This window comes from Halorientalis litorea, assembly GCF_023028225.1.
In the GTDB taxonomy this organism is placed as follows: domain Archaea; phylum Halobacteriota; class Halobacteria; order Halobacteriales; family Haloarculaceae; genus Halorientalis; species Halorientalis litorea.
In genome coordinates this window covers 1,462,292-1,487,277 of sequence record NZ_CP095482.1, presented here as the reverse complement: position 1 = coordinate 1,487,277, position 24,986 = coordinate 1,462,292, and the positions used below count along the sequence as shown (strand labels likewise).

29 protein-coding genes are annotated in these 24,986 nt (G+C 65.9%); 16 read left to right on the top strand and 13 right to left on the bottom strand.

Annotated features, from left to right (window positions below):
- The first annotated feature begins 3 nt into the window (after positions 1-3).
- The 3 genes from MUG95_RS07965 to MUG95_RS07955 are packed head-to-tail and all read left to right on the top strand — an operon-like array spanning position 4 to position 2,449.
- On the top strand, positions 4-945 hold the full coding sequence (locus tag MUG95_RS07965) for an ABC transporter ATP-binding protein (protein WP_247005479.1): 942 nt from the start codon (positions 4-6) through the stop codon (positions 943-945).
- A complete protein-coding gene (locus tag MUG95_RS07960) occupies positions 942-1,793 on the top strand; it encodes an ABC transporter permease (protein ID WP_247005477.1) in 852 nt (283 codons plus the stop codon). The genes MUG95_RS07965 and MUG95_RS07960 overlap by 4 nt, the downstream gene beginning before the upstream one ends.
- On the top strand, positions 1,790-2,449 hold the full coding sequence (locus MUG95_RS07955) for a hypothetical protein (RefSeq protein WP_247005474.1): 660 nt from the start codon (positions 1,790-1,792) through the stop codon (positions 2,447-2,449). Before MUG95_RS07960 ends, MUG95_RS07955 begins: the two co-directional genes overlap by 4 nt.
- Positions 2,450-2,462: 13 nt before the next feature.
- On the opposite strand, the gene MUG95_RS07950 is transcribed toward MUG95_RS07955, so the two are convergent.
- Together MUG95_RS07950 and MUG95_RS07945 are read right to left on the bottom strand one after the other, a co-directional pair.
- Positions 2,463-2,741: a hypothetical protein gene (locus tag MUG95_RS07950; RefSeq protein WP_247005472.1), complete on the bottom strand. Its 279-nt coding sequence runs from the start codon at positions 2,739-2,741 to the stop codon at positions 2,463-2,465.
- 57 nt (positions 2,742-2,798) lie between these two features.
- Entirely contained in the window at positions 2,799-3,338 is a 540-nt protein-coding gene (locus MUG95_RS07945) for a DUF1684 domain-containing protein (RefSeq protein ID WP_247005470.1), read from the bottom strand.
- Between the two features lie 103 nt (positions 3,339-3,441).
- On the opposite strand from MUG95_RS07945, the gene MUG95_RS07940 reads away from it, so the two are divergent.
- Positions 3,442-4,110: a DUF6517 family protein gene (locus MUG95_RS07940; protein WP_247005469.1), complete on the top strand. Its 669-nt coding sequence runs from the start codon at positions 3,442-3,444 to the stop codon at positions 4,108-4,110.
- An 8-nt stretch (positions 4,111-4,118) separates the two neighbouring features.
- Here the strand turns inward: MUG95_RS07940 and MUG95_RS07935 are convergent, their stop codons facing one another.
- The 4 genes from MUG95_RS07935 to MUG95_RS07920 all read right to left on the bottom strand — a co-directional run bounded on the left by MUG95_RS07935 (position 4,119) and on the right by MUG95_RS07920 (position 5,772).
- Positions 4,119-4,616 (bottom strand): hypothetical protein, encoded by a 498-nt coding sequence (locus MUG95_RS07935; protein ID WP_247005467.1) that lies wholly within the window; start codon positions 4,614-4,616, stop codon positions 4,119-4,121.
- Positions 4,617-4,685: 69 nt separating this feature from the next.
- Positions 4,686-5,027: a glutaredoxin family protein gene (locus tag MUG95_RS07930; protein WP_247005465.1), complete on the bottom strand. Its 342-nt coding sequence runs from the start codon at positions 5,025-5,027 to the stop codon at positions 4,686-4,688.
- Between the two features lie 40 nt (positions 5,028-5,067).
- Positions 5,068-5,313 carry a BolA/IbaG family iron-sulfur metabolism protein gene (locus tag MUG95_RS07925; RefSeq protein WP_247005464.1) on the bottom strand — a complete coding sequence of 82 codons (246 nt, stop codon included), beginning with the start codon at positions 5,311-5,313 and terminating at the stop codon, positions 5,068-5,070.
- Between the two features lie 39 nt (positions 5,314-5,352).
- Positions 5,353-5,772 (bottom strand): hypothetical protein, encoded by a 420-nt coding sequence (locus MUG95_RS07920; protein WP_247005462.1) that lies wholly within the window; start codon positions 5,770-5,772, stop codon positions 5,353-5,355.
- A gap of 109 nt (positions 5,773-5,881) precedes the next feature.
- On the opposite strand from MUG95_RS07920, the gene MUG95_RS07915 reads away from it, so the two are divergent.
- Entirely contained in the window at positions 5,882-6,460 is a 579-nt protein-coding gene (locus MUG95_RS07915) for an IMP cyclohydrolase (RefSeq protein WP_247005461.1), read from the top strand.
- On the opposite strand, the gene MUG95_RS07910 is transcribed toward MUG95_RS07915, so the two are convergent.
- A complete protein-coding gene (locus MUG95_RS07910; RefSeq protein WP_247005460.1) occupies positions 6,461-6,724 on the bottom strand; it encodes a glutathione S-transferase N-terminal domain-containing protein in 264 nt (87 codons plus the stop codon). It abuts the gene before it with no gap.
- Positions 6,725-6,869: 145 nt separating this feature from the next.
- Between MUG95_RS07910 and MUG95_RS07905 the strand changes: the two genes are divergently transcribed.
- Positions 6,870-7,319 carry a VOC family protein gene (locus MUG95_RS07905; protein WP_247005459.1) on the top strand — a complete coding sequence of 150 codons (450 nt, stop codon included), beginning with the start codon at positions 6,870-6,872 and terminating at the stop codon, positions 7,317-7,319.
- Positions 7,320-7,339: 20 nt separating this feature from the next.
- Here MUG95_RS07905 and MUG95_RS07900 read toward each other — a convergent pair whose 3' ends face one another.
- Positions 7,340-8,539 carry a CaiB/BaiF CoA transferase family protein gene (locus tag MUG95_RS07900; RefSeq protein ID WP_247005458.1) on the bottom strand — a complete coding sequence of 400 codons (1,200 nt, stop codon included), beginning with the start codon at positions 8,537-8,539 and terminating at the stop codon, positions 7,340-7,342.
- A gap of 133 nt (positions 8,540-8,672) precedes the next feature.
- On the opposite strand from MUG95_RS07900, the gene MUG95_RS07895 reads away from it, so the two are divergent.
- A complete protein-coding gene (locus tag MUG95_RS07895; RefSeq protein WP_247005457.1) occupies positions 8,673-9,332 on the top strand; it encodes a metallophosphoesterase family protein in 660 nt (219 codons plus the stop codon).
- A gap of 19 nt (positions 9,333-9,351) precedes the next feature.
- On the opposite strand, the gene MUG95_RS07890 is transcribed toward MUG95_RS07895, so the two are convergent.
- Positions 9,352-10,542 (bottom strand): aspartate kinase, encoded by a 1,191-nt coding sequence (locus tag MUG95_RS07890; RefSeq protein ID WP_247005456.1) that lies wholly within the window; start codon positions 10,540-10,542, stop codon positions 9,352-9,354.
- 213 nt (positions 10,543-10,755) lie between these two features.
- Here MUG95_RS07890 and MUG95_RS07885 point away from each other — a divergent pair, with 213 nt between their 5' ends.
- Both MUG95_RS07885 and MUG95_RS07880 read left to right on the top strand, forming a co-directional pair.
- Complete coding sequence (locus tag MUG95_RS07885) at positions 10,756-12,291, top strand: ATP-binding protein (protein ID WP_247005455.1); 1,536 nt, start codon at positions 10,756-10,758, stop codon at positions 12,289-12,291.
- A gap of 47 nt (positions 12,292-12,338) precedes the next feature.
- Positions 12,339-12,722, top strand: a complete 384-nt coding sequence (locus MUG95_RS07880) for a GNAT family N-acetyltransferase (RefSeq protein ID WP_247005453.1) — start codon at positions 12,339-12,341, stop codon at positions 12,720-12,722.
- A gap of 3 nt (positions 12,723-12,725) precedes the next feature.
- Here MUG95_RS07880 and MUG95_RS07875 read toward each other — a convergent pair whose 3' ends face one another.
- Positions 12,726-14,336: a DNA-directed DNA polymerase II small subunit gene (locus MUG95_RS07875; protein ID WP_247005452.1), complete on the bottom strand. Its 1,611-nt coding sequence runs from the start codon at positions 14,334-14,336 to the stop codon at positions 12,726-12,728.
- A gap of 86 nt (positions 14,337-14,422) precedes the next feature.
- Here MUG95_RS07875 and MUG95_RS07870 point away from each other — a divergent pair, with 86 nt between their 5' ends.
- Positions 14,423-15,184 carry a S24/S26 family peptidase gene (locus MUG95_RS07870; RefSeq protein ID WP_247005450.1) on the top strand — a complete coding sequence of 254 codons (762 nt, stop codon included), beginning with the start codon at positions 14,423-14,425 and terminating at the stop codon, positions 15,182-15,184.
- Between the two features lie 59 nt (positions 15,185-15,243).
- Here the strand turns inward: MUG95_RS07870 and MUG95_RS07865 are convergent, their stop codons facing one another.
- A complete protein-coding gene (locus MUG95_RS07865; RefSeq protein WP_247005448.1) occupies positions 15,244-16,881 on the bottom strand; it encodes a Cdc6/Cdc18 family protein in 1,638 nt (545 codons plus the stop codon).
- A 1,133-nt stretch (positions 16,882-18,014) separates the two neighbouring features.
- On the opposite strand from MUG95_RS07865, the gene dipA reads away from it, so the two are divergent.
- The 5 genes from dipA to MUG95_RS16870 all read left to right on the top strand — a co-directional run bounded on the left by dipA (position 18,015) and on the right by MUG95_RS16870 (position 20,338).
- A complete protein-coding gene (gene dipA, locus MUG95_RS07860) occupies positions 18,015-18,644 on the top strand; it encodes a divisome-positioning GTPase DipA (protein ID WP_247005447.1) in 630 nt (209 codons plus the stop codon).
- Positions 18,645-18,650: 6 nt separating this feature from the next.
- Positions 18,651-19,034, top strand: a complete 384-nt coding sequence (gene dipB / locus MUG95_RS07855; protein WP_247005446.1) for a divisome-positioning protein B — start codon at positions 18,651-18,653, stop codon at positions 19,032-19,034.
- Positions 19,034-19,711 (top strand): OapC/ArvC family zinc-ribbon domain-containing protein, encoded by a 678-nt coding sequence (locus MUG95_RS07850; RefSeq protein ID WP_247005445.1) that lies wholly within the window; start codon positions 19,034-19,036, stop codon positions 19,709-19,711. Before dipB ends, MUG95_RS07850 begins: the two co-directional genes overlap by 1 nt.
- A 72-nt stretch (positions 19,712-19,783) precedes the next feature.
- Complete coding sequence (locus MUG95_RS07845; protein WP_247005444.1) at positions 19,784-20,104, top strand: hypothetical protein; 321 nt, start codon at positions 19,784-19,786, stop codon at positions 20,102-20,104.
- 111 nt (positions 20,105-20,215) lie between these two features.
- Complete coding sequence (locus MUG95_RS16870) at positions 20,216-20,338, top strand: hypothetical protein (RefSeq protein ID WP_256463841.1); 123 nt, start codon at positions 20,216-20,218, stop codon at positions 20,336-20,338.
- A gap of 30 nt (positions 20,339-20,368) precedes the next feature.
- On the opposite strand, the gene mdh is transcribed toward MUG95_RS16870, so the two are convergent.
- The gene (gene mdh / locus MUG95_RS07840) at positions 20,369-21,286 is read right to left on the bottom strand and encodes a malate dehydrogenase (protein ID WP_247005443.1); all 918 of its coding nucleotides are present in this window, start codon (positions 21,284-21,286) and stop codon (positions 20,369-20,371) included.
- Between the two features lie 149 nt (positions 21,287-21,435).
- Here mdh and MUG95_RS07835 point away from each other — a divergent pair, with 149 nt between their 5' ends.
- A complete protein-coding gene (locus MUG95_RS07835; RefSeq protein WP_247005442.1) occupies positions 21,436-22,167 on the top strand; it encodes an Sjogren's syndrome/scleroderma autoantigen 1 family protein in 732 nt (243 codons plus the stop codon).
- Positions 22,168-22,417: 250 nt separating this feature from the next.
- Here MUG95_RS07835 and MUG95_RS07830 read toward each other — a convergent pair whose 3' ends face one another.
- On the bottom strand, positions 22,418-24,982 hold the full coding sequence (locus MUG95_RS07830; RefSeq protein ID WP_247005441.1) for a DEAD/DEAH box helicase: 2,565 nt from the start codon (positions 24,980-24,982) through the stop codon (positions 22,418-22,420).
- Between the last annotated feature and the right edge of the window lie 4 nt (positions 24,983-24,986).

Here is a 24,986-nt window from a genome sequence, read left to right as displayed (position 1 = left end):
GGGATGCCCTCCATCGAGACGACCGGTTTGACCAAACGCTTCGGCGACGACGTCGTCGCCGTCGACGACCTCGATTTGACCGTCGAGGAAGGAGAGGTGTTCGGCTTTCTCGGCCCCAACGGGGCGGGGAAGTCGACGACCATCAACCTCCTCCTCGATTTCATCCGGCCGACCAGTGGGACCGCCCGCGTCCTCGGACTGGACGCACAGGACGACCCCGCCGCGATTCGGCGACGGGTCGGTGTCCTCCCCGAGGGGTACGGGTTCGCCGACCCCCTCGTCGGCCGCGAGTACGTCGAGTGGGCAGTCGAGACGAAAGACGCCGACGACGCCCCCAGCGACCTGCTGGAGCTGGTCGGCCTCGGCGACGCGGGCGAGCGCATGGCCGCCGACTACTCGAAGGGGATGCAAGGGCGGCTCGCCTTCGCCATGGCACTCGCCGGCGACCCGGACCTGCTGATTCTCGACGAACCCTCGACCGGACTGGACCCCAACGGCATCCAGAACATGCGCGAGGTGGTCCGGGAGCGCGCCGAGAACGGGACGACCGTCTTCTTCTCCAGTCACATCCTCTCGGAAGTCGAGGCGGTGTGTGACCGCGTCGGCGTGATGAAGGAGGGCGAACTGGTCGCCCTCGACAGCATCGAGGACCTCCGCGAGAACGCCACCGGCGGGGCGACCATCCACGTCGAGTGTGCGTCGCCGCCGGGAGACCTCGGCGTCGCGGGACTCCCCGGCGTGACCGGGGTGACCGTCGAGGGCCGGACGCTCACCGTGGAGTGTGCCGCACCGAGCGCGAAGGTGGACGTAGTGACCCACGTCGCCGAGCGCGCCGACGTACGGGACATCCTCTCGGACACCGTGTCGCTGGAGACGCTGTTCAACGAACTCACCGAGGGCGGCCGCGACGCGACGACGGCCGACCCAGCGGAGGCCGTCCGATGAGCGTCCTCGGTGTTGCGCGCCGTGACCTCAAGAGTGGCCGCCGGTCACGCGCGCTGTGGGCCTTCGGCACCCTGCTGGCCCTGCTCGTCGGCGTCGTCGCCTTCGGCTATCAGGGCTACCGGGTCTCGCCATTGCGGACCGTCCAGCAGTTGTTCGACACGCTGGTACTCCTGCTCGCGGTTCTGTTGCCAATCGTCGCGCTGGTGGCGAGTTACATGGCCATCGCCGGGGAGCGCGAGAGCGGCGGCATCAAGTTCCTGCTCGGTCTCCCGAACACGCGCCGGGACGTGTTCCTCGGGAAGCTCCTGAGCCGTCTGGTCGTCGTCTGGACGGGCATCGCGTTCCTGTTCGTGGCGGCGACGAGCCTCGCAGTCGCGCGCAACGGCGTCCTCCCGGTCGGGATGGTCGCGGGACTGTTCGCCCTCTCGCTTTTGTACGCCGGTGTGTTCGTGGCCGTCGCCGTCGCGCTGTCGGCGGCCGTCGCCTCGAAGAGCCGCGCTATCGCCACCGCCGTGGGGGCCTACTTCGCGCTGGTCGTCCTCTACGTGGTTCCCGGGATTCGTATCACCACCGTCGTCCAGTGGGTCCACACCACGGTGTTGGGGATGGAGCCGAACCTAAGGCTCTACAACGCCGTCACGTTCACAAGCCCGCTCGTCGCCTTCCGGAAGGCGGCCAACCTCGTCCGCCCCGAGGCGTTCCAACGGGAGGTGTTCCGCCGCGCCCCCGACGCCGGCGAGGTGCCCGCGTACCTCGGCGACGAGATGGGCGTCGTCGTCCTCGCCGTCTGGGTCGTGCTACCGCTTGCCGTCGGCTACGTGCGGTTCCAACGGAGTGACCTCGAATGAGCGTCCGAGAGACGCTCGGGAGCCAGCGCGTCGCCGCCGCGCTCGTCGTCGTCGGTGTCGCGCTGCTGGTCGCCCCCGCGCTCGTCCCGGTTCAGCCGGTGCTGTCCCACGACACGGGTCCGGGCACGTTCGAGAACGAGAGTCAGATGGCCGAGAACGGCTACACGACGGTCATTGCCTACGAGAACCTCTCGGCACGCGGGCAGGAGTTGTACGTGAGCGCGCTCGAAAACGGCGGTCGGTACACCGTGCCGGTCGGACAAGGCGCGCCGGAGTTCAGCTATCCGACGGCCGGCGAACTCGGGGAGATAGACGATTTCGAGGAACAGCGCGCGCTCCACAGCGTCGTCGTCGAGCGGCCGCCGGACGCGGACCTCCCGCCGGCCGACGAACCGGTCGAACGGGTCGAAGACCTCGCCGAACGCCGCGAGGAGTACCGAGAACGGGCCGCCGAGGAAGGCGAAGCGACGCCCGAACCGGACCCCGACCGGCCGAGTCTCGACGAGCGTCGCCAGCAGACGGCCCGGTACGACGTGATGTCCACCGAGACGGCGTCCCCGCCGCTGACGGCCACTGGACCGCTCGTGCGACTGCTCTCGGCGTGTGTCGGCATCGTCGCAATCGGCGTGGGCGGCTATCGGCGGTCGTTACCGTGACCCTCGCTGTCAGTCACTCGGGCAGGATGCCGCCGTAGTACAGGAGGTGCGCCCCGGCGGCGACCATGCCGACGCCGAGGGTGCGGACGCGCCGCGTCGTCGCGTCGCCCGGGACGAACTCGACGCCGAGGACGGTCCCGTAGCCGGTTCGTGCGGCCCACAACAGAGGACCGGGGGCGACGAGGTGTGCGATGCCCGCCGCGACGAGAAGGAGGCCGGCGGGGCGTGCCCCGGCGTCGGCAGCCGTCAGCGTCTCCGCGACGAGACCCGAGGCGGGTGTCGGCTCGGACATACTCGGATGTCGGGTCGGACGCCTATACCGGCGGCGACTCCGGCGGGTGTCGCCGGGTCAGGGTGCCCGCTCGCCCGCCTCGACGGTCGTTTCGAGCCAGTTCTCCTCTGGCGGGAGCGGGCAGGAGAACGTCTCGCTGAACGCACAGAACGGCGAGTACGCGAGGTTGAAGTCGACCGTCACGCGGTCGCCGTCTTCGAGGTCTCCCTCCGGTTCCAGTTCCATGTACCGGCCCGCCTCGTAGGTCGCTTGGCCGGTGGTCTTGTCCCGGAAGGGAACGAAGATAGCCGCCGATTCGTCCGTCTCCTGCCGGTAGCCGTGGAGTTCGTACGTCTCGCCGTCGAGTTCGAAGTCGAACGTGAGCACGCGGAGGTACCGGACCGTCCGGCCGTCGGTCGTCTCCATCTCCCGCGGTTCGGGGTCGTCGTGGACGCGAACGGTCGCCTCGACGCGGTAGTCCGGGTCGGGGTCGAAGTAGTCGAGGCCGTCGAAGTCGTCGCGTTCGTCCGGTGGAATCGGGGATTGGCGGTGTTCGGCGAGGAAACTGTCTTTCTCCGCACGATTCTCTCGGAGGCGGTCGGCCCAGTCGTCGGTCATACCGAACGGTACGCGGAGGGGCCGTTTCAGTCCGGCGGGTCCGGGCGCGGGGACGACGCCAGCCACCGAAACGGGCAACCGGGGGTAGCCCCAAACAGTACCCATGACGGACCGGTACCCCGACATCGCGTCGGACCGCGTGACGGATGGCCCGTGGGAGGTCGTCGAACGGAGCGAGGACACGGTGTTCCGGACGCCGATGGCGACCGTGACGGGGCACACGGTCGTCTACGAAGACACCGCGCTCCGGGACGCCCTGACGGCCGCCGAGACCGGCGACGCAGTCGGGGCGACGGAGGCGGGCGGCGACCACCTCGTCTCGCTCGACCGGGACGACAGCCCCGGAATCCAGCGGTTTCTCTTCGCGACGCGACTCTCGTTCTCGCCGGGACTCCCGCCGGGCGTCGGACCGGCATCCATGCGGCCGACAGTCGTGACCGAGGCGCGGCGGTCGTTCGCCGACGACCTACGAGCGCGCGGCTTCGAGGACGTCGACCTCGGGCGGAGCCAGCGGTTCCGGACCGACACGGGCGACCGGGCGCGACTGACGAAAATAACCGCGACAGTTCCGCTCACGGGGGGCGACAGCGTGGACGTGGAGGCGTGGCTGGCAGTCTGGACGCGGGGCGGGTCGTTCCGCATCGCTGGCGGGGCGTATCCGGTCCGTGGACTGGACGCGCTCCTCGACTCACTCCCGGCGGACGAGCGACCCGAGACGAACCCCGGCGCGTACCGCGACGAACTGCTGGATTTGATACGCGCGGTTCGCTGACCGGGCGGCTAGCCCGACGCGTCCGTCTGCACTTCCGTCGGCGTCGACGCCTGTGCCTGTGCGTCCGCGAACGACGACTCTGGCAACAGCGCGGCGACTTCCTCGGCCGAGAGCAGGCCGATGAGTGCCCCCGGCTCCCCGGAGACGAGGAACACGCCGACCTCCGTCACAGAGTCGTCGACGGTGATGCCAGATTCGTCCTCGGCCCGCGTCTCGAAGGCGTCGGTGGCGTTGTTCAGGATTTCGGTCTGTGCCTGCTGGAGTTGCTGTTGGGCTTCCTGCCGGCCGATTTCGTTGGACTGGAGTTGGTCACGGATTTCCTGCTGGCGTTGCTGGAGTGCCTCCCGGTCGGGTTCGACTGCGAGGGTCACGGTGGGTGACCCGTCGCCGCCGCCGTCACCGTCGCCGTCGGACTGGTTTTGGAGAGCGTTACAGCCTGCGAGCGAGAGGGCCGTTCCCGTCCCGGCGACTTTGAGGAACCGTCGGCGCGGCGTCGTGATTTCCATGCGACTGTTCGGGGCAGCAGGTGCAAAAGGGCTGGCTTTCGTCGGCAAGGTGCCAAGATGCCCGGCAGGTTAGGCGTCGAGCGTCGCCGCGAGTTCGTCGCGTTCGTGGAGTTGTTCGAGGATGTCGCTCCCGCCGACGAACTCGCCGTCGACGAACGTCTGGGGAATCGTCTCGCGGTCGCTGTGTCGTTGTAGTGCCTCGCGGTGGGCGTCCAGCGCGTCGAGGACGTTCACCGTCGCCACATCGTCGCGGTGTTGCTGCAGGAGACCGAGTGCCTTCCGTGAGTAGCCACACTGGGGCATCAGTTCGGTCCCTTTCATGAACAGGACGACGTCGTGCTCGGCGATAGCGTCGTCGACGCGTTCGCGGACTTCCTCCGGCGAAAGTTCGGGTTCGGGGTCGAAGGCCATACCGTGTCTGTGTGTGCCACGGGTAAATGTCCGTCGCCACTCACTCCTCGCGTTCGGCGGGCGTGTACGTCTCCAGTTCGATGGCGTGGATGTCGCGCGTCAGGTGCTCGCCCAGTGCGTCGTGGACCAGTTGGTGGCGGTCGACGAGTGTCTCGCCCTCGAACGCCGGTGAGACGACGACGGCGCGGTAGTGCTGGTCGTCGTCCGGGTCACGCGGTGTCGTAACCGTCGCGTCCGCGTCCGACACGCCCGCCTCGATGAGTCGGCTGACTTCAGCTTCGTCCATACCGGACGGAAGCGGGCCGGGGCCATCAACCTGTTGTGCTCAGTTCTGGCGGTTCTGTGGGGGGGTATCCCCGGGTGGGGCGGCGTCGACCCAGTTCGTCTCGTCGAGGACGATGCCGGAGACGACGGCGGCGACTTCGCGGGCACTCGACTCCTGCTCGAAAAAGGAGATGTTGCCCAGCGAGTCGCCGATGGACCGGCTCACCTCCGTCGTCGGGAGCGACGAGTCACCGACGATGGACTCGACGGTCCGGGTAGCCTGCTCGTCGAGTTCGCGGTAGGCCGGGCCCGCGAGTTGACTCCCGGCCGGAAGCAGGTCGTAGGTGACGGCGTACCCCTCCTCGTACTGCTCGACGGCGAAGAACGGAGCACCCTCCGCCTGTGCGCGCCGGTACTCGTCTTCCCGTGTCGGTTGGTCCGGGTACAGCGGAACGTCCGACGGAGCGTATCCCTCAGTCACGGACACACATACGGGCGGGACCGGTATGTACCTTGTTCCGAGTCCGGCAGCCCCGACACGCCGGCCAGCAACCGATACCTCCTTACCCGCGAGGGGACCACTGACGCGCATGTACGTCGGTAGATTCGTCGTCGTGGCACCGGACCGAGCAGCGTACCGTGTCTCCTCTCGGTCGTTCCCGAAGCGCGAGGTACTGGCGCGGTCGAACGGCACCCTCACCGTCGTCCCCACCGACGATGCCGAGGAGACGGACAACCCCTACATCTCGTACAACTGCGTCCGCACCACCGACGGGGCGGCCGTCGTCGGCAACGGCACCCACGTCGACCCCATCACGGAGAAACTCGGTCTCGGCTACCCGCCCCGAGACGCGCTGGCCGAGTCACTCCTCGCGCTCGACTACGAGAAAGACGACTACGATACGCCCCGCGTCGCGGGCGTCGTGGGCGACGGTGAGAGTTACATCGGGACCGTCCGCCGTGACGCGTTGCTGGTCGAGGCAGTCGAGGAACCGACGCTGGTCGCCACCTACGAGAAGGACAGTCCCGAGGCGTTCGGCCTCGACGCGACGCAGGCGAACGAGATAGCGACGGAAGTGCTGGGGCTGGAGTTCGAGCACCCGGTCTGTGCCGCCGGCGTGACCCGGACGGACGACGGGTTCGAGACGGGCATCGACAACGGCGCGTAACTACTCGTAGTGTTCTTCGAGGTAGGCGACGATGTCGTCGCTCTCGTACAGTGCTTCCCCGCGCGAGTTGTCCACGAGGTACGGAATCTGGTCCTCGCCGCCCAGTTCCATCATCTCGTGGTAGGTCTGTTCGTTGGTCACGTCGCCGCCGCTCTTGCCGCCGAGGCGCGGGTTGTGGATGACGTAGGAGACGCCGAGGTCCGACAGTTTCTCGCGGACTTTCCCACAGTACGGACAGGTTTCGGACTGATACAGTTCGAGCATACCACAGAGTACACGCCGCGTGGGGACATAAACCACAGGCCACAACGCCGCCGCAGTTTCACGCTCACAGTTCCTACACAGGAAGGAATTGACATCGTCGGTGCGCGGGAAAGGGTTTTGCGCGTCGGCCCGTAGGTGGTAGGCGATGCTCGAAATCGACCACATCGCCGCGGCAGTCGAGGAGTTGGCCCCAGCAATCGCCGGAATGGAGGCAGCCGGTGCGGAACACGTCTGGACCATGGAGAGCGAGGAGTGGCAGTACGAGACGGCGTACATGCTCGGCGGTGACGACATGTTCACGCTCATCACGCCGACGAGCGACGACTCCTTCATGGCCGACTACCTCGCCGACAACGGCCCCGGCCTCCACCACATCGGCGTCAACGTCGACGACCTCGAATCGACCGTCGAGACGGTCATCGCGGAGGGCGGCGAGGTCATCATGGAGGCCGACATCCCCGAGACACGGAAAGAGGCGACCCTCCATCCGGGGTCGTGGTTCGGCCTGCAGGTCCAGTTCATCGAGTGGCACGACAGCGTCGGCCCGGCGGCGCGCGACCACATCGAGGCGATGCGCGAAGCGAAAGGCGAGTAGCGACGGACCGGTCGCCCGTCTCAGTCGAACGCGCCGGCGGCCCGCATGTTCTCGATGTCGGCGTCGCCGTAGCCCATCTCTCTGAGTATCGTCTCCGTGTCACCGCCCAGTTCGGGCGCGTGGCCGATGTCCCCGGGCGTCTCGGAGAACTTCGGGACCACGTTGGGAAGCCAGTGCGTGCCGAGGACGGGGTGGTCGCGGACCTGTACGGCGTCTTGCGCCTGTACCTGTGGGTCCGCGACCATCTCCGCGATGTCGTTGACGGGCGCGGCGGGAATCGGCCCGTCCGCGGCGTCGAAGGTATCCAGCCACTCCTCGGTGGTGGCAGTCCCGAAGACGGCTTCGAGGTCCGCGTGCAGTTCCTCGCGGTGAGCGAGGCGGCTCTCGTTCGTGCCGTATCGGTGGTTCGGGTCGGCCCACGCCTCGCGGTCGATGGTCGCACAGAACCGCGCCCAGTAGTCCTGCGTGAGGTACAGCGCGATGTGGTCGTCGGCCGTCTCGAAGAAGTCGTTGGGGGCGAAGGCCGCGCCGTAGTCCGCCTCGTAGTCGTCGTGTCGCTGGTCGCCCGTGTACTCGGCGAGGTGGTGCCCGAGGAACGACACCATCGTGTCGAGCATCGTCACGTCCACGCGCTGGCCGGACCCGCCCGTGGCGCGGGAGAACAGTGCCATGACGGTTCCGAGCGCGGCGTAGAGGCCGGTGCTCATGTCCGCCACGAGGACGTCCATCGTCCCGAAGTCGTCGTCGCCGATTTGGGAGGCAAAGCCGGAGATGCCCTGAATCATCGTGTCGACGGCCGGCCGGTCCGCGTACGGACCGTCGCCGTAGCCCGTAATCGAACAGTAGACGAGGCCCGGGTTCAGCTCCCGCATCGTCTCCCACCCCATCCCGAGCCGGTCCATCGACCCCGGCCGCATGTTCTCCAACACCACGTCGGCGGACTCGATGAGGCCTTCGAGGGCATCTTTCCCCTCGTCGGTCTTGAGGTTCATCGCGAGGCCCTCCTTGCTCGTGTTGTAGTTCAGGAAGCGGTAGGTCAGGCCGTCGGTTCCGTGTCTGTCGTACGGTTGCGGGCGGGCACGCACCGAGTCGCCGACGCCCGGCCGCTCGACTTTCACGACGTGTGCACCCATGTCACCGAGGAGTTTCCCGGCGAACGGGCCTGCGATGTTCGAGGAGAGTTCCACCACGTCGACGCCGGCGAGTGGTCCGTCACTCATCGCTCCACCCCGCCCGGGTGCTTGCTGTCGGAGACTGCATACCCCGTGGTGTGTGACCCCCGAACATATACTGTTGGGGCAGATTCAGGCCGAAGGTGTCAGGATTTAACCGCGTTCGAGGCGGAGGGTAGGTATGGACATCGGGGTTATCTCGGACGTCCACAGCAACGCGGTGGCGTTCGAGGCCGTTCTCGCGGACATGCCCGACGTGGACGCCTACGTGTGTGCCGGCGACGTGGTGGGGTACGGGCCGCATCCGGCCGAGTGTCTCGAACGGGTCCGGGCTCTCGACGCGCCGACGGTCATGGGCAACCACGACCGGGCGGTCGCCACCGATACCGCCTTCGCGTTCAACAGCATGGCCCGCGCGGGTGTCGAGTACAGTCGCGCCCAGTTGTCGGACGAACAGCGGGCGTGGTTGGATGGCCTCCCGAACGAACGCGTGCTGTTCGACGGCCGCGTGAAAGTCGTCCACGGTCACCCCGACGACCCGGACCGGTACACCTACCCGAGCCTGTTCGGCCCGTCTCTCATGGAAGACGAGGACGTACTCGTACTGGGCCACACGCACATCCAAGCACACGAAGTCTACGACGCGGGCGTCGTGATGAACCCCGGGAGCGTCGGCCAGCCGCGGGACGGCGACCCGCGGGCGGCCTACGCGGTGCTGGACCTCGATTCGCTGACCGTCGACGAACACCGCGTCCGCTACGACATCGACCGCGTCGAACACGCCGTCGCACAGACGGACCTCCCGGAACAAATCGGGTCACGGCTCAGAGACGGGCGGTAACCCGGCCTTAGTCGGCGCGTCAGTCGTCGAAGACGCCCTGAATCAGGCCGAGGGCCTGCTCGCCGTCCTCCCAGTCGACGAAGACGGCGACGGACGTGGCCGAGGTGATGACGTCGTGGACGTTGATGCGCTCGTCGGCAAGCGGCGAGACGATGCTGTCGACGATGCCGGGTTCGGTCTGGAGTTCGCCGCCGGTAACTCGGATGACGGCGTAGGGGTCGTCGACGGTGACCGACGAGAGCGTCTCCGAGTCGATGACGCCCTCGTGGAGGACTGTCTCTGCCGTCTCCGACACGCCGCTCTTGAGGTAGAACGTGATGGAGTCCATCCCCGAGGAGACTGCGTCGATGTTGATGTCCTCCTCGGCGAGCGCAGAGGAGAGTTCCGCGAGGATGCCCGGCCGGTTGCGGATGGCGCGGCCGGCGATGGTGATACAGCAGAGTTTGTCCTCTTGGAGGTCGATGAGGTTCTCGAACTCGCCTTCGATGCTCGTGCCGCCGGTCATCAGGTCACCGTGCTGGTAGTGGACGACCCGCACGTCCATGTCGGCGTCCTTGTAGGTCAGGGCACTGGGGGCGACGACTTCCGCGCCGCGGAACGAGAGGTTGCGGAGTTCGTCGACGGTGATTTCGCCGACATTGCGCGCACCCTCGACGACCCGGGGGTCGCCGGTCATGACGCCTTCCACGTCGGTCACGATGACCACCTCGTCGGCGTCCATGTACTTGCCCATCATGACGGCGGTGGTGTCGGAACCGCCGCGGCCGAGGGTCGTGACGTTGCCGGCGTGGTCCTGTGCGAGAAAGCCCGTGATGACCGGGACGAGGTTCTCGCTCGCCATCCGGTCGGCGAGGGCCTTCCCCCGCCGGCGCGTCTCCTCGACGTCGACTTCGCCGTGTTCGTCGGTGATGACCGGCCACTCCTCGGTGCCGGGTTCGAGGAAGGTTGCGTTGACGCCGCGGGCGGAGAGCGCGCCTTTGAGCATCCGGACCGACGTTCGTTCCCCCATGCTGACGATTTCGGCTCGGTCGGCCTCGTCGGCGTCGTACTGTATCTCGTCGAGGAGGAAGTCGGTGGTCGACCCCATCGCGCTGGCGACGACACCGACTTCGTGGCCCGCCTCGACGGCGGCGGTGATGGAGTCTGCGGCCCGGTTGACACGGTCACCGTTCCCGAGGCTCGTCCCGCCGAACTTGGCGACTACACGCATCCGACCACCTCGTCGAGTGTGCGTACGTGGCTCATATCCCCTGCGTTGACGATGGGAGGGAATAACTGTGTTCATATTTTCTTCGGCACCGCGGCCGGAACCGACGAACCCGGTATTTGGCTCCTTCGGTCGCTCCTGCTCATTCAATCAGTCGGTAGTTTCGGTCCCCTAGGTGAAGCGAATGCCTTTGAACGGGTGGGGAGTACTTCCAACATGGGACTGAGACGGCAGGTCGGCGTCTTCGTTATCTGCAGTATCGGCCTGCTGCTGGCTGGTGTCATTCTTTTCGATATGTACGCCGACTGGGCACTCGAAGGAAAGTCGCTGTGGTCGACGGTCATCGAGAACGCGCTGCCCCTCGGTTTGGCACTCGCGTTGCCGACCGTCGGGTTCCGGTTAGCACGCAGTGACTTCGAGACGGAGTACGTCGTGTCGGTGGCATGGTGGACCGCCGTCGGATTTCTCATCATGGGCGGTGTCGCCAGCACCGTCATCGGCTTCCAACTGCTCCAAGGCGAGTTGAAGCCACAGGTACTCGCCGTCCAGACGACCATCGTCGGTACGGTCGGCGGCTTGCTGGTAGGATACCGGACCGCGAACCTCCGACGGGCACAGACGCGGGTGAGTGCCGAGAAAGAACGCTGGCAGTCGCTGTTCGAGAACGACTTCACGAGCATCGTCGACATCAACGTCGTCGGGGAGAAACTCGTCGTGGAAGCGACCAACGACAGGTTCGATGCCCTCGCCGGCGTGACCGCAGAGAACGCAGTCGGGCGGCCACTGTTCGAGGTGACTGAACCGTACGCCGAGGACGCCGAAGCGACCCTCCGCAATCACATCGTCGAGGGCCGTCTGTTCAGCACTGAGACCTCCTACCGGACGACCGAGGGGACGAAACATTTCAAACTCAGGCTCGTGCCCTACAACGACGGCCGCGCGTTTCTCATCTATCAGGACGAGACCGATATCATCGAGGCACAGCAGGAACTCGAAGCCGCCGTCGACCAACTCGAACGGTCGAACGAGCAACTCGAACAGTCGAACGAACAACTCGAACAGTTCGCGAGCGTCGTCTCGCACGACCTGCGCAACCCCCTGAACGTCGCCCGGTCGACGGTCGAGTTGCTGACTGCCGACGCCGACCCGGACGCCGCACCCGTCGAACACTACGAGCGACTCGACTGGGCACACGAGCGCATGGAGACGCTCATCGACGACATGCTCGCACTCGCCAGACAGGGCAAGTCGGTCAGCGAGGTGGAGGCGGTCGACCTCGGGGCACTCGCGGCGGAGTGTTGGCGGACCGTCGAGGCCGACGACGCGACGCTCAACATCGCCGTCGAGAAGACCATCGAAGCCGACCCGAATCGGCTCCGGCAGTTGTTCGAGAACCTGTTTCGGAACAGTATCGAGCACGGCTCGACAGACAGTCAGCGTTCGTCGAGTGCTGACGGCAGCGTCGAGGACGGTTCCGGGAGTGACCGGTCCGCGGGCGACGCCGCGGGTACGGGAGTGACGATTCGCGTGCTGGAGATACCCGGCGGGTTCGCCGTCGCAGACGACGGGCCGGGCATCCCCGAGGACGAGCGCGACCACGTGTTCGAGACGGGATACACCACGGGCGGTGGGACCGGGTTCGGCCTCAGCATCGTCGCGGACATCGCCGAGGCCCACGGGTGGGACGTGTCGGTCACCGAGAGCGAGGACGGCGGCGCGCGGTTCGAGATAACCGGCGTCGAGACGGTGTGAGGGCGGGGCGGGACAAAGGTTTACCTTGCCGAAAGCCAAGCCACAGTATGGAAATCCGCGACGCCGTCGAGTCGGATGCCGGCCGTCTCGCGGAACTCACCGACGCCCCGGCGGACGTGATGCGCAACCTCGTCCACGACCGAACCGTCCGAGTCGGCGAGGAGGACGACGACATCGTCGGGTTCGTCAGTTACGACGCCCGCGAGAAGACGGTCCACGTCACACAGATAGAGGGTACGCCGGAGGTCTGTAACCGCCTGCTCGACGAACCGGTCCGGTTCGCCCGCGGCGAGGGGATGGCCGTCGAGTTGCTCGTCCCCGAACCCGACGAGGACGCCCAGACTGCCGCCGACAGCGCGGGGTTCGACCGGGTCGGGTCGGGTCCCCGGTTCGACGGCACGCCGACGGTGAAGTACCGACTCGAGGGCTGACGGTCAGGCGAACTTCCGAATCGTCAGTTCGAGGTTCTGGAGGTCGAGAATCGGAGCCATCGCGGTGTCCGGGTCGATGTTGACGCTCTTCTGGAACTCGGTCTGGGCCTGCCAACACCCGGAGTTGATGGTCAGGACGTTGTGGTAGGTACCGTAGCCGAACTTGTGGACGTGGCCGCTGTGGAACACGTCCGGCACCTCCTCGATGACGAGGTGGTCCGCCGCTTCGGGTGCGAGGCGGGTGTGGCCGCCGAACTGCGGGGCGACGTGGCGTTTCTTCAGGAGGTGCGACATCGCGCGGTGTGGCTCGTCGTAACTGGCCTTGTCGTCGGGGAGTTCCGCGATGACCTCGTCCAGCGAGACGCCGTGGTACATCAGCACGGAGACGCCCTCCACGTCCACCGTCGAGGGGTTCGCGCTGATGCGGCAGTCGTGGGCCGACATGATGTCGCGCAACTCCTCGTCGAAGGGCGGTTGTGGCTCGGCGAGGCGGACGGCGTCGTGGTTGCCCGGTATCATCACGATTTCCATGTCCCCGGGGACCTCCTTGAGGTGTTCCGAGAACGCCCGGTACTGGTCGTAGATGTCGACGATGTCGAGTTCCTCGTCCTGGTCCGGGTAGACGCCGACGCCTTCTACCATGTCGCCCGCAAGGAGTAGGTACTCGACGCCCTCGGCCTCGTCGGTGTGGAGCCAGTCGGTAAAACGGTGCCACGCCTCGGCCATGAACTCCTGACTCCCGACGTGGACGTCGCTGACGAGGGCGGCACTGACTGCACGGTCCGCGGTCGAGGGCTGGTACGTTCGTGGGATTTCTGGAAAGTGGATGTCGTCGACGAACAGGATGCCGTCCCCGTCGGTGTTGTCGTCCGAGAGCGTCCCCTCGACGGCGATAACCTCGTCGTGGAGCAGTTCGCCCACGAGGTCGGCGATGTCGCGGTCCTTCATCACGAGACAGGGGTAGGTCCCGTTCGTGTCCTCCAGTTCGACCAGCCAGTGGCCGCTGGCCGTCGAGCGGATGTCCGAAACCATCCCGACGATAGCCGCCTCACTGCCGCCCGTCATCGCCGACAGCGTGTCCGTCGGGCGGTGGTTCACGCGGCCGCGCAACTGGCCCGACAACTTCTCGTAGCGGTCCCGGAAGACGGAGACGAAATCACGGTACTCGCCGGTCCCCGTCGAGTGTGTCAACCCGTCCACCACGTCGAGAGCCTGTTTCGACGTGTCGATGGCGCGCCCCCCAGTCCGAGTGGGACCGTCGACGACGGCCGTTCCCCCCTCCGTTTCGACTGGAGCGACACCCCCGTCTTCGGTCGGTTCAGGTGGTTCGCCTCCAGTCGAAACGGAGGGGTCCGGGTGTGGCGTGTCAGTGGGTCCGTCCGACTTCGACGGTTGAGTTGTTTCGGTTGCGTTGGCGGCTCCTTCGGCGTCGAGAACGGTTCTGACGTGAGCGGTGGAGAGGACGAGCGTGTCGTCCGGGACCGTTTCGAGTGCGCGTTCGAGCGCGTGCTCGGGGTCCGGTGCGTCCGCCAGCAGCGTGACGGCCTCGCGTTCGGCGTTGTAGCCTCGTTCGGCGAGGACCCCGACGATGCGGACCGGCGTCTCCAGTGGCACGACCGTATCTGTGCTCGCGGAGATATAAATCGTTCCGAACCGGGACAGCAGAAGGTTCAAGCGCGACCCCCGACTACGACGCGGCGATGAACGACCACGGTGACGAGGACGACGGCGGGTCACCGGACACCGCCGACCTCGGACCGCGCGTGGACACGGTCGACAGCCAGTCCAACGGGGGACGGGACGAAGAAGAGGCACCGCGGCCGGAGCCGGGCCCGGACCCGGAACCGGGCACGAAATCGTCGAACGGCGGGGACGGTTCGCCGCTGCTCAACGACGTGCTCAGTAGCATCTTCGCGGTTCTGGGCATCGGTATCCTCCTCTTTGCCGTCAGCGGCGTCTGGCCGCCGATGGTGGCCATCGAGAGTCCCAGCATGGAACCGAACATCGACACCGGAGACCTCGTGTTCGTGATGGACGAACAGCGGTTCCCCGGCCCGGGTGCGGTCGACGACACCGGCGTCGTCCCCGCCGACACCGCACGGGAGAACGAGTACCTGCGGTTCAACCGCCCCGGCGACGTCATCATCTACGAACCCGACGGGAGCGAACGGGCGACCCCCGTCATACACCGGGCCGTCTTCTGGGTCAACGAGAGCGAAGACTGGTACGACAAGGCGAGTGCGGAGTACCTCCCGGGGGACGCCGAGGACTGTTCCGACTTGCAGTACTGTCCCGCGCCACACGGTGGGTTCGTCACGCTGGGCGACAACAACGGCGGGTACGACCAAGTGGTCAACCCGAGCGCGGTTTCGGAACCAGTCAAACCCGAGTGGGTCGTCGGCACCGCCGAATTCCGGATGCCCGGCCTCGGGTGGCTTCGCCTCCGGTCGGTCGGCGGCTAACGGTACAGCTCCGGGCGTGCTGTACGCGGGTGGAAAGTGGACGCGAGCGGGGAGTCCGCTCAGTTATCGAACCGCGCCTGGACGAACGGCTGGACGTCGTCGATGTCACCGAGCCGTGAGTCGGAGAGGAGGACGGCCTCCGTCTCGTCGATGGGCACCGAGAGGCTGATTTCCTTGGTCCGCCCGTACCGGCCCTTCGAGACGACGACGGCGTTGACGATGCCGAGCATGTCCAGTTCCGAGATGAGGTCCGTGACCCGCCGCTGGGTCAGCACGTCGGCGTCGATCTCGCCGCAGAGGCGTTTGTAGATGTTGAACACCTCGCCCGTGTTGGTGTTCTGGACACCGTTTTTCTCCAAGAGGATGATGGCGAAGAGGACGAGTTTCGACTGCGTGGGGAGAGTCCGAACCACCTCGACAACCCGGTCGAGTTCGATTTTCTCCTGTGCCCGGCGAACGTGGTCCTCTTCGACGCGTTCGGTCTGTCCGCGTTCGGCGAGTTCGCCCGCGGTCCGCAGGAGGTCCAAGGCCCGGCGGGCGTCCCCGTGTTCTTGGGCCGCGAACGCCGCACAGAGCGGGATGACGTCCTCCGAGAGGGCATCGGCCTCGAAGGCCACGTCCGCGCGGTGCTGGAGGATGTCGCGCAACTGGTTGGCGTCGTACGGCGGGAAGACGATTTCCTCCTCGCCGAGGCTGGACTTGACGCGCGGGTCGAGGAAGTCGGTGAACTTCAGGTCGTTCGAGATGCCCATGATGGACACCCGCGACTTCTCCAGTTCCGAGTTCATCCGCGAGAGGTTGTAGAGCGTGTCGTCGCCGGACTTCTCGACGAGTTTGTCTATCTCGTCGAGCATGATGACGACGACGCGTTCGTGGTAGTCCACGGCGTCGAAGAAGGAGCTGTACACGCGGTCGGTCGGCCACCCCGTCATCGGCACCTCCTCGAACCCGTCGCGGTCCGTTTCGAGTGCAGCGATGCGGTCGTCGATGTCGGACACGGACTCGATGCCCGTCCCGTCGTCGAACTCGCCCAGCGCGTCGAACTCGGTGGTTTCGGTGAGGGCGGCGGGGTCCTCGTCCGCGCGCTCGCGGAGGTTTTCGAGGCGGGCTATCTGGTCGTCGATGACCTCGCGGTTCTTCTGGATGAACTTGTTTGCCAGTTGGGCGAGGACGCGATACTGCGTGTCGGTCACCTCGCAGTTGATGTACTCGACCTCACAGGGCACTTCGTACTTCTGTGAAGTCGTCTCCAACTCCTCGGAGACGAACTTCGCGCTCGCCGTCTTCCCCGTTCCCGTCTTCCCGTAGATGAGGATGTTCGAGGGTGTGTCCCCGCGCAAGGCGGTCACGAGGATGGTCGCCATGTTGTTGATCTGTTCCTCGCGGTGGGGAAGCTTGTGCGGCGTGTAGGAGGGACGCAGGACTTCCTTGTTCTCGAAGATAGGCTGGCCGCTCAGGAGGTCGTCGAACAACCCACGGGACGCCTCGTCCGGATCGTCGGCCTCGTCTATCTCGTCGAGAACCGTCTCGTCGAGTGAGAGTGTATCGTCTCCCCCTGTACCGCCCGCGTCCCCGTCGACATCCGATATCTCTGGCATGACATCGTCGAGTGGCGACTGGTCCGCGGGTCCGTCCCCCTCCTCCGACACACCCGCATCAGCGTCTTGTCCGTCCGATTCGTTCCCGGTATCAGTCATACAACCCCTCCGTTTCGAGTGGAGAGCGGTACCGTTCAGCCCGCAAGCGCGCTTGAACCGGCCATAGGCATCCGTTCGTGCGAATTCGAGATATCCGGCCGGTCCAGTTGAACCACCTGAACCCGTGGTTGATTCGGTATTAAATATTTCGATTGTTGAGGGGTCACAGGAGGGCAATTGGTTACTATATCGGTACGTTTCCCGTGGTACCCGTCGCGCGGAGCGGGCCGAGAGCAACTGTGGCACGGGACACCCTGGTAAGTTCGTCGTACCGCACCGTCGGACCGCGCGGCCGGTTCGCCGGGGCTGCGCAGTCGACGGCGAACACGCCGCCGCTCTCTCACCGAACTCCCGCAGTCGTGAGCGATGGTTCCGGATGTCGGCCCGGACGGTTCGGGATGGTTACGGGACTGTGCCGTGTTACCAAGAGCCGGTAAGGCAACCCCCCCACCCCTTCGTTTCAGGTGGAACGGCGTGAAGAGGGGGTGGGGGGACCCCCCAGGTTGGAGGTTTCTCTAGTAAGAACAAGATTTAATATGGTGTTTGTGAAACAACACCCGTAGAATAGAGAAACTCTATTTATCTGTCTGTTCGTGTACTAGTTGTGTACTAGAGTGCTGTGTACGACCGTCTAGAGTTGTCTTCCTAGTGGTTCCGCTCCGCCCGGCGGTGTCGTGGTGGGGGCCCCATCCCCCACCGTTCCGTCGTTCCACTCGAAACGAAGGGGTGGGGGGGTCCACACTGAGCAACGATACCACGCCACACGGTCGTCGCCGCGTCCCCACACATCTCTTCACGACTCTCGGTCCCCCCCTGACCCTCGCCCACTCCTCGACTTCCAACTCATTCCCGACTCTCGGCCCCCCTCTCGACCCGAACTCCCGGCCCAGGGTCTCACCCCGGTCCGCGATACATACAGAAAATTAGCAATGCTCTGTCCGTCCGCGAAATGAACTCTCGAACCCCTCGCTATACACCGGTTTGACCCGAGTTGCTGCCGCCAACTCACGGCGGGACTCCCCGCCCGTTCGTGTCTGATTATTTGTGTATGTCTGACGTACACTTAAGTGAACACGCTCGGGAATTACCCGCAGAGCCCCTCTCACTGTACGAGAGGGCGGGAGGCCCCTAGGATGGGACTGATAACGGATATCCGAGATAGCATATCGTCGTTGTTCTCGGCCCAAGACCCGAAGCGGATCGGCATTTACGGGCCGCCGAACGCCGGGAAGACGACGCTGGCGAACCGCATCGCACGTGACTGGACCGGTGACGCGATTGGGCCGGAGAGCCACATTCCACACGAAACACGGCGCGCACGCAGAAAGGAGAACGTCGAAATCGAGCGCAACGGCAAGTCCGTCACCATCGACGTGGTGGACACGCCCGGTGTGACGACGAAAGTCGACTACACCGAGTTCCTCGAACACGACATGGAGAAAGAGGACGCCGTGCGTCGCTCCCGCGAGGCCACCGAAGGCGTCGCCGAGGCGATGCACTGGCTTCGCGAGGATGTCGACGGTGTTCTCTACGTGCTGGATTCGACGGAGGACCCGTTCACGCAGGTGAACACGATGCTGGTCGGCATCATCGAGAGTCAGGACCTCCCCGTCCTCATTCTCGCCAACAAGACCGACCTGCCGGAGTCGAACATCCGCCGTATCGAGAACGCGTTCCCACAACACGAGACGGTGCCCCTGTCGGCACTGGAGGGTGAGAACATGGACGAAGTGTACGACAAGATAGCGGAGTACTTCGGGTGAGCGACGATGGCTGAAGTGAAACAAGCGGACGACGGCGTCCAGATAGACCTCATCAGCGGCGAGCGCATGGAGGGAATGACCTCCATGGAGAAGATACGGATGATACTCGACGGGGTACACGAGGGCAACATCGTCATCCTCGAAGAGGGACTCTCGCCCGACGAGGAGTCCCGCCTCATCGAAGTTACGATGACCGAAATCAGCCCCGACGAGTTCACCGGTCTCGAAATCGAGACGTACCCCAAGTCCGGCACCTCGGACGGGGGCTTTCTCAACCGCCTGATGGGCAAAGAAGAGACGAAGAAACTCACGGTCATCGGTCCGGCGAACCAGATAGAGACGCTTCACAAGGACGAGACTCTCATCAGCGCGTTGGTCTCGCGCAAATAATGCCACACCAGTGTACGAACTGCGGCCGCGCGTTCGAGGACGGCTCCAAGGAGATGCTGTCGGGCTGTCCCGACTGCGGCGGTAACAAGTTCCAGTTCCATCCCTCCGGTACCCCCGACGAGGACCCGGACCCGGCGGCGGAGCCACCTGAGCCCCCGACACCCGATAGCTCCGTCGCCCGGACCGTCGGGTCGGCCGCGGCGACAGTCCGTGATTTGGTCGGGAGCGGGTCGACGCCGGAGGACCCTGCACCCGGACCGACAGCGGACCAAGAGACGACAGACACGCCGTCGGCTGGCGCGCCCGACCCGACACCCACCCCAGCGACGGAGGACACGGCACAGGCGGACGCCCGGAGCGAAGTCGTCAACCCGGACGAACTCCCCGGGTCGACGAACGAGCCGACGCCGACAGACGACACGGCTCAGACGGCGTCGGCCGAGGACGCGCCACGGCTGAACGCCAGCGACGATGCGGCCGAGGACGACACCGACCGCCCGGACCTGACCGACCTCCGGGAGGAACTCAACGACCAGTTCGAGAGCATCAAGGTCCTCTCGCCCGGCCAGTACGAACTCAACCTGATGGAACTGTACGACCGCGAGGAGTACATCATCGCACTGCAAGAGGACGGGCGGTACACCATCCAAGTGCCCGAGCGGTGGCACGACGACTGACGAAACCGCCTCGACTGTCGGTCCCCCCACCCCCGGATACCTTTTTGTCTCGTCGCCCGAAACCGGAGGGCGATGACACAACGCGATGCGTCGGACCGACTCAGGCTCGTCGTCCTCGGTCTAGTGCTGTTGTTTCTCCCTGTGCTGTTCGTCGCTGTCACACTCTTTTTCCTCCGTTTCAGCGGTGCCCTCGTCGTCGGCGAACTGTCCGCGCTCGAACTGGTCGAACTCTATCTCCTCGAACTCGTCCTGTTCGGCCTACTGACGTACGGACTCTACCGCGTGGCGACGCGATTGCTGACCACGATTCCCCCGTCGGACGACGACGACCGGAACACGCAGATACCGGCCGATTCCCGACAACCGACCGAGCGCGACGCGGAACGAGAGTAAGACGACCGGAACGAGGGGTCCCTCCCTCCTCACGGCTGAACGCTCGCGCTAATATAGGAATACAGACAAAAATGTTATGAGAGATGGCGTGAATCTCACCGGACGAGAACTATGCACACGCGCGAAACCACGCACCTCGACGAATGGGCCGCCCTCGTCGACGAGGAGGTGCCCGAAGACGCTCGGGAGTCCCAGCGGTCGGTCGAGTACGACTGGCAGACGGACTCCTCGTGACGTGGCGCGGGCGAAAAAACGGCTAGTCGGTTACTCCGCGATTTTGTCGTACTGCTCGGAGAGTTTGTCCGCCGCCTCGTCGAGGAGTTCCGTCTCGGCCTCGGTGAGGTCCCAGTCGACGACTTCTTCGACGCCGTTGGACCCGAGACGGACGGGGACGCCCAGTCCCACGTCGTCGTAGCCGTACTCGCCGTCGAGTTTGATGGACGCGGGCAGCACCTCGCCCGTGTCGCGCAGGACGGCCTCGACCATGTGGGCGACGCCCGTCGCGGGGCCCCACTCGGTCGCACCCTTGCGCTCGATGACGTTCATCGCGCTCTCTTGGAGGTCGCTCAGAATGTCCTCGCGCTCGTCCTCGGCGAACTCGGGGTCGCGGCCGCCGACGCGAACCTTCGAGAAGACCGGGACCTGTGCGTCGCCGTGTTCGCCCAGAATCGTGGCCTCGACGTTCTCGACCGGTTCGTCGAACCGCTCCGAGAGGACGTAGCGGAAGCGCGCGGAGTCGAGTCGGCCACCGAAGCCGATGACTTTGTGGCGGTCACGGGACCCGACCTCGTACTGGTGGCGGTTCAGCAGGTCCACCGGGTTGGAGGTGGTGATGGAGACGAACTCGTCGGTGTGCTCCTCCAGCGACGAGATGATGTCGTCCATGATGGGGGCGTTGTCGTCGGCCAGGTCGATGCGGGTCTGGCCCGGCGAGCGCGGTAGCCCCGCCGTGATGACGACGACGTCCGACCCGGCGGTGTCCTCGTACCCGCCCTGTCGTACCGTGGTGTTGGCGTCGTACGCGACGCCGTGGTTGGTATCTGCCGCCTGTCCGACTGTCTCGTCTTCCTTCTCGGGGATGTCGACGTACACGAGTTCGTCGGCGATGTCCCGCAGGGCGATGTTGTACCCCGCGGCCGCACCGACGGTGCCCGCCGCGCCCACTATGCTAACTTTCGTCATATCGCCTGAAACTGCTATCCGGGACGGATTAAACGCTTCCGTTTCGACTCCCAACACCAGTTTAGTTCCCCGAGAACACGGCCCACGCCCCAGCACAGTCGGCTCACGCACCCGCAACGCATTTTCGCCCCGACCTACTCCGTTCGAACATGAGTGACTTCGACAAGGAAGCCGAACGGGAGAAACTCCGAGAGAAGTACGAGAACGACCGGACCGACCGGGAATCGACCGAGCGGATGAGCGACCTCCTCCTCAAGGGTGCGACGATGACCAACGCCCACTGTGGCACCTGTGGCGACCCGATTTTCCGCCACGAGGGCCAAGAGTTCTGTCCGACCTGCCAGACCGTCCTCCGTGAAGACGGCGAACCGGTCGAGGGCGATGCCGAGGATGCCGCCGCTGACGAAACGGACCCCACGGACGCGTCCGCCGGGGCCGACCGACAGCCGCCGACCCCGAACGGAACCGACCCCGCCGAGACCCGCCAGTCCGGAGTCGCCGCCGACCGGTCCGCACCCGAAACAGGGGGTCGCTCCGAGCAGTCGGCACCCTCGACGACGCCGGGGACGACACCGCCCGGGACGCAGGCCTCCCACTCCGGCGGGACACCAACCCGTGGTCACACCCCCGACGAGTCCGCACGACAGCCGCAGACCCGGGGCGACACCGGGGCCACACAGACGCCGCCCGCAACGACGAAACCGGGGGACGGTACCGGGACACACACCCTCGACGCCGCCCGGGCGTCGCTGACTCGGACGGTGAACCGACTCGCCGCCCGTGCCGAGGAGAGCGAGGACCCGGAGCGTGTGCGAGCGTACCTCACCGCGACCGAAGCGGCCGCCGACGCCCTCGCCGCGGTGAACGACGCCGAGCGGTAACCCGCAACTAGTCATCTGACGAACCCCCTCGTTTCACCTCGAATCGGTATCTTTCGGACCCGAATCGCCTGGAATTCGAACGTTCGTGCCGGCGAGTTCGCGCCGCCCGAGCGTCTGACGCACGTCACACGCCCGCTCGGTTCGGCAAACGACGAAACCCCCCTGTTTCCGGTGGAACTCCCCCGGCGTTCACGGTTTCTGATGCTGTCGGTCGTCGCGCTGTCGGAAGCCGGGACCCGTTCGGACCCGCTCAGGCGTCGTAGTCGCTGCCCACCACGTCGCGGATGCGGTCGGCCGTCACCTCGCCGACGCCGGACACCTCGCGGAGGGCATCCGCGTCGGCGGTCATCACCGCCTCGACGCTCCCGAAGTGTGCCAGCAGGGAGCGTGCCGTTACCGGGCCGACTTCCGCGACGGACGCGACGACGTACTCCTGTTGTTCGGCCAGCGTCTTCGCGGACTTCTCGCCGTGGACGCTCACTTCGCGGTCCTCGTCTTCCTGTTCGCGCGTGGCGATGACCTCCAACAGGTCCGCCGTCTCGTCGGCACCCTCGGTGCGGAGGACGCTCGCGCCGAAGTCGACCACCAGTGCCGAGAGCGCGCCCCGGATGGCGTTGGGATGGACGTTGCGCCGCCCGTAGAGGTCCGACCCTTCGAGAATCACGACCGGCCGGGCGTAGTGGCGGCCCGCGTCGCCGACCTGCTCGAACATCGACCGGTCACCCCCGGTGAGCGTGTCGAGGAAGTCGCCGACTGTCTTGCGTTCGATGACGACCCGGTCCGAGAGGACGTAGTCCCCGACGGCCAGTGTCTCCAGACGCGTCTCGATGCCGTCCCGCGTCGAGAGATCACGCGCGATGGTCGAGTCCAACTCGCGCTGGTCGGCCACGACTTCGACAGTCTCGCCCGCCGGGTCCGCCTCGGCGACGACGCCCTCGGGGTCGCCGTGTGCCTCCTCGCCCGCACCGTTTCCACTGGAACCGCCTCCGCCGCTCCCCGCTGTCCCGTCGTCCCCGGCGAACGCTTCCAGACCGGACTGTCCGGTTGCGGGTCGGTCACCGTTGCCTGCGTCGCACCCCCCTGTTTCACGTGCAGTCCCGTCGCCGTCTCCCGAATCGCCGTCACCGCGACCACTTTCACTTCCCCCCTGTGTCTCGGCGTCGTCGGCGGTACCGTTACTCCGTCCGCCCTCGTCTTCGTCTCCACCCTCGTCGCCATCGGCCCCGTCAGCGTAATCGTCCACGTCGGTCTGTTCGACGAGGTCGGCCTCGATGTCGCTCGCCGCCGACTTCAACTCGCGGAGTTCCCGCTCCATCCGCTTCTCGTCGTTGCGGGACTTCCAGAAGTACGCCTCGTCTCGGGTGTCCTCGGCCAGCAGGACGACCACCTGTCCCTCCGTCTGGCGGCCGGTCCGGCCCTTCCGCTGGATGGACCGAATCGCCGTCGGGACGGGTTCGTAGAACAGCACCAAGTCGACTTCGGGCACGTCGAGTCCCTCCTCGGCGACGGACGTGGAGACGAGTACCTCGAACTCGCCCGCGCGGAAGGCGTCCAGCGTCTCCTGTTGTTGAGTCTGGGTCATCCCGTCGCTGCCCTCGGTGTCGCTCTGCCCGACGAACTTCCGCGTCTCGAAGTGTTCGCCCAGGAAGTCCGTCAGCGTCTCGGCGGTGTCACGGGACTCGGTGAAGACGATGACGCGCTCGCCGTCGTTCAGCCCCAGCGTCTCGGCGAGGAGGATGCGCGCCTGCCGGAACTTCGGGTGCAAGTCGTCGTACGCCTCGGCCCGACGCATCGCCTCGCGAACCTTGGGGTCGCTGACGAGTCGCTGGTCGGCCTTCGAGGCTCCCGAGGCGCGGGCGGCCTGCTTCAACCGCTCGAAGTACCGCCGCAGGGACTCGACACTCTGTGTCTCGACGTAGTTGACCGCCGTGTTCAGTTTCCGAATCTCGGCGTGGAGGCTCATCCCCTTGTACCCCTCCGACTGGTCGTTGTCCATCAACTCCCGCAACTTCCCCTGTATCCGGACCAACTCCTTCTCCGAGAGGTCGGGGCTCGTCTTGCCGGTGACGCCCATCTCCTTGAGTTTCCCCAGTCGGTCGGAAATCACGTCGTTCAGGGCGTCCCGCACCTCCAGCACTTCCTCGGGGAGTTCCACCCGCTTCCACTCCAGTTCGGTGTCGTGGGTGTACTCGGCCACGTCGGCGTCGTCCTCGGTCATCACCTCGACTTCCTCGATGCCGAGGTTCTCACAGACCTGCAGGATAGCTTCCTCGTCGCCGCCGGGGGAGGCACTCATCCCCGTCACCAGCGGGTCCCGCGCGTCGGCGTGGTACCGCTCTGCGATGTAGTTGTAGGCGTAGTCGCCGCTCGCGCGGTGACACTCGTCGAAGGTGAGATGTGTCACGGCCGCGAGCGAGATGCGGTTGCCCACGAGGTCGTTCTCGACGACCTGCGGTGTCGCGATGACGACCCGTGCATCCGCCCACAACTCGGCCCGGTCGTCGGGGCGGACCTCGCCGGTGAACACGACGATTTCCTCGTCGGGAATCGTCAGGGCCTCGCGGTAGAACTCGGCGTGCTGTTGGACGAGCGGTTTCGTCGGCGCGAGAAAGAGTGCCGTTCCGCCCGCTTCGTGGAGGCGGTCGGCGGTCACGAGCAGGGAGACGGTCGTTTTCCCGAGGCCAGTCGGGAGACAGACCAGCGTGTGGGCGTCGCTCGCGGCGTCGGAGAGCGTCGACTGGTAGCCCCGCCGCTCCAGCATCCCGTCGGCCAGCAACGGGTGCGTGACGTGTTCGACCTCGTCGGTCGCTGCCATCCTC